The following is a 3853-nucleotide window of genomic DNA, read 5'->3' as shown; positions in this document are numbered from 1 at the left end:
TGCATCACATAAGGCTCTAAGTGCATCTAAAAAGGCCTTGGTCCCAGGGACAACACCCATATTGCCTGCAACGGGTTCCACGATGACACAAGCAATCTGACCCTTGTTTTCTTCAAAGATGGCCTTGGTCATCTCAATGTCGTTGTATCGACCTGTTAGGGTATCCTTAACAGTGGCTTCAGGTACACCTGGGCTTGTTGGCACGCCATAGGTCAATGTACCGCTACCAGATTTAACGAGGAGGGCATCTGAGTGACCATGGTAACACCCTTCGAACTTGAGAATCTTATTGCGGCCAGTATAACCCCTTGCCACCCTAATGGCACTCATAGTCGCTTCTGTTCCTGAGTTAACCATTCGGATCATGTCTACAGATTCATAAGCCTCTGCGATAAGCTCTGCCATCGTTACTTCTTGCGGTGTTGGCACACCAAAGCTTGTACCTCTAGAAAAAACTTCTTCAATGTTTTCGAGTAAAGTTGGATGACTGTGTCCTAAAATCAGGGGTCCCCATGAACAGATCATATCAAGGTAGGTGTTGCCATCCACATCATAAATTTTCGATCCCAAGCCTTTTTCAATGAAAATTGGGTCGCAACCAACAGATTTAAAGGCTCTTACAGGGCTGTTGACACCACCGGGAATGACCGCCTTTGCGCGTTCAAATAGTTGACTTGAAAGGATGTTTTGATTTGACATATGAGCCTCCTATATAGATTCATTGGCACTTGATAGCCATTTTTGAGCAATTTCTTTTGCAAAATAGGTGATGATGATGTCAGCACCTGCGCGTTTAAAACCAATCATAGTTTCATAGATGATGGCTTCATCTACTAGGCCTGATGCAATGCCTTGCTTTATGAGTGAATATTCACCGCTGACATTATAGGCAACCACAGGTTTGGTGCAGTTCTCTTTTACCTTTTGAATCATGTCTAGGTACATCATGGCAGGTTTTACCATAATGAGGTCAGCGCCGTCCTGGATGTCCTCGTTTACGATTTCAAGGATTTCTCGTTTATTGTGATAGTCCATTTGGTAACGCTTGCGATTGCCGAATTTAGGACTTGAATCTGCTGCAGCTCTAAAAGGGCCATAATAGTTGGAGCTGTATTTCAGTGAGTACGACATAATCGGTGTATAGTCATAGCCATTTTCATCAAGAAGCGTTCTCATGGCCTTTATACGACCATCCATCATGTCAGATGGGGCAACCATATCTGCACCGGCTTTAACGTGACTGAGGGCAATTTTCGCAAGATATTCAAGGGTGATGTCATTCATTACATTACCCTGGTCATCCAAGATGCCACAATGGCCGTGGTCTGTATAAGCACACATACACACATCAGTTATGATATAGAAGGACTCGTCATAGGCCTTAATTGCTTTAACGGCCTTTTGAACAATACCGTTTTCATCATAGGCTGAATGGCCATGTGGGTCTTTTGAGTCGGGTACACCAAATAAGAGTAGGGTCTTTATACCAAGTGCCTTAAGCTCGTCGAGTTCAAACCTTAACTGGTCAATTGAAAAATGATAAACATCTGGCATAGAAGGAATTTCGTGTTTGATGCCTTGACCTTCAACAATAAATAATGGGTATATGAGATCCTGGACAGAGAGTTGATGCTCTCTGATGAGGGGTCTTAAGTTGTCTTGCATTCTAAGTCTTCTGAAGCGTTTCATAAAGGTGCCTCCTTTGTTAGGCTTTGTTATTTAATGCATCATCTATAATCATGCCCAGCATGGCATCAAGCGTATGAGGCTCTGCAGACAAATGAACAGGATAATCTAAGGTGGTCAATGTTTCAGAGGTTACAGGCCCAATAGAAACAAATTTGGCTTGGCTGGGCATCTGTAAGCCGTACTGACTTGAAAATTCGTGGAAGTGCTTAACAGCTGAACCACTGGCAAAGGTGATATAATCCAATTTTTCAATGGTCTTCAAGACCGGTGCAAGCTTTTCTTCTGAATATTCGGGTCTCACTGTCTGGTAAACAGCTAGCTTTTCATAGGCACAAACCGTCTCTAACCAATCGGTTAAAAGCGATCGCATGACCAAAGCCCCTGGCATTAAAACATGGTCTGATTTTGTAAGCTTTGAAGACATCAAGTCGATAATACCCTCTTGAGTGTATCTTTCAGGGATAAAATCCGCTTTAATACCATATTGAGAGAGGTGCTGAGCGGTTGTCGGTCCAATTGCTAAAATTTTATGTGAAGCGAGTGCCCTTGTATCAAGACCAAGTGCATTGAGTGCCTTCATGAATTCGTGGACACCATTTTCGCTTGTAAACCAAATTTGAGTGCTTTGATCAAGGTGATTTTTGGAGAGACTGGTCGGAAGTGCTTCTATGTCTATCATAGGCAATTCAATAACCGATGCACCTTGAGCGCGAAGCAGTTTGGCAAATTTACTACTCTGTGCACTTGCCCGTGTCACAGCAATTCTCTTGCCAAAAAGTGGCTTGTTTTCAAACCAGTTAAGGGTGTCTCTCATATGGATAACATCGCCAACGACCAATAATGCAGGTGATTTGATTTTACCGATAGGTAATGTTTCAAGAGCGTTTTCAAGGCTTGAAATAAAGACCTGCTGGTCACTTGATGCCGCATTTGAAACCACTGCCACAGGTGTTGTTTTTAACTTGCCATTTGCCATAAGCTGTGCAGTGATATAGGGAATGCTGCTGATGCTCATTAAGAAGACAAGTGTGCCTTCAAGCTTTGATACCACTGTCCAGTCGTGATCCTTAGAGTCGTCTTTAAAATGACCAGTAAAGACATGAAAGGAAGAAGCGTGGTTTCGATGAGTGATCGGAATCCCTGCATAAGCAAGACCACCAATTGATGACGAAATTCCTGGGACCACTTCAAAAGGAACCCCCTGTGCTTTTAAAACTTCAGCTTCCTCGCCGCCTCGACCAAAGACATAGGGATCGCCACCCTTGAGGCGGACCACTTTTTTAAAGGTCTTGGCCTTTTCACATAATAAGAGGTTGATTTCCTCTTGTGGCATGGCATGATCTGATGCTGCCTTACCCACATATATTTTCTCACAGTCCGGTGGGGCAAGGGCCAACATTTCATCTTGAATAAGGCGATCGTATACTAGGCAGTCACAAGACTCTAAAAGTGCTAATCCTTTATTGGTTAATAATCCTATGTCTCCTGGGCCAGCACCTACAAGATAGACTGTACCCATTGATTGTTTTATACTCATTTAATCCTCCTTCATGGCATCAGCGCATTTTTGGCCGAGTGCTTCAGGTGCTTCACTTGGTCCAGACAATGTGACTTGCTTTAATATACTGCCATCTTCAGTCCCCCAAACGCATGCCAGTTCCAGAGTCGACTTGTCCTCAGATAGGGTGGCATAGGCGCCGATTGGAATATGACAGCTGCCGTTGACTCCTTTTAGAAAGGCGCGCTCTGCCCTGATACAGCACTCAGAATCATCATCTGAAAGTTGATTTAATAGGTCTCTTAAGTCATCGCGATCTTTATGGTATTGAAGTGCAAGTGCCCCTTGGGCAGGTGCTGGAATCATAAGAGAAGGCTCTAAATACTGTGTAATTCTATGGGATAGATCAAGTCGATGGAGGCCAGCTGCCGCCAGGATTACACCATCAAGATTTTCCTTTTCAATTTTAGAGAGTCTCGTTTCCACATTGCCTCTGATTGGCACAGCCACAATGTCTGGACGGTGTTTCAAAAGTTGAAAGAGTCTTCGTTTGCTGCCAGTACCTATTCTTGCCCCTTGTGGTAGATCATCAAGGGTGTGGTAGCCCTCCTTGAGTGCGAGAATGTCTCTAGGATCTTCTCGTTTAGGTGTTTTTGAAAAGGCAAG

General features: G+C 43.8%; 4 protein-coding genes. All 4 read right to left on the bottom strand.

Features of this window, described 5'->3' with window-relative positions; all coding sequences use genetic code 11:
* A partial coding sequence (locus tag AC220I_RS19535) for an aminotransferase class III-fold pyridoxal phosphate-dependent enzyme (RefSeq protein WP_486725542.1) occupies window positions 1-699 on the bottom strand: 699 nt, incomplete at its 3' end.
* Window positions 700-708: 9 nt separating this feature from the next.
* Window positions 709-1689, bottom strand: coding sequence for a porphobilinogen synthase (gene hemB / locus AC220I_RS19530; RefSeq protein ID WP_486725541.1), 981 nt, complete (start codon window positions 1687-1689; stop codon window positions 709-711).
* Window positions 1690-1705: 16 nt separating this feature from the next.
* Window positions 1706-3226 (bottom strand): uroporphyrinogen-III C-methyltransferase, encoded by a 1521-nt coding sequence (gene cobA, locus AC220I_RS19525; RefSeq protein WP_486725540.1) that lies wholly within the window; start codon window positions 3224-3226, stop codon window positions 1706-1708.
* Window positions 3227-3853, bottom strand: a 627-nt coding sequence (hemC, locus tag AC220I_RS19520) for a hydroxymethylbilane synthase (protein WP_486725539.1), incomplete at its 5' end; no start/stop codon positions are given.

The sequence above is a fragment of the Fusibacter sp. genome, from assembly GCF_057447755.1.
This window is presented reverse-complemented; position numbering and strand designations above follow the sequence as displayed.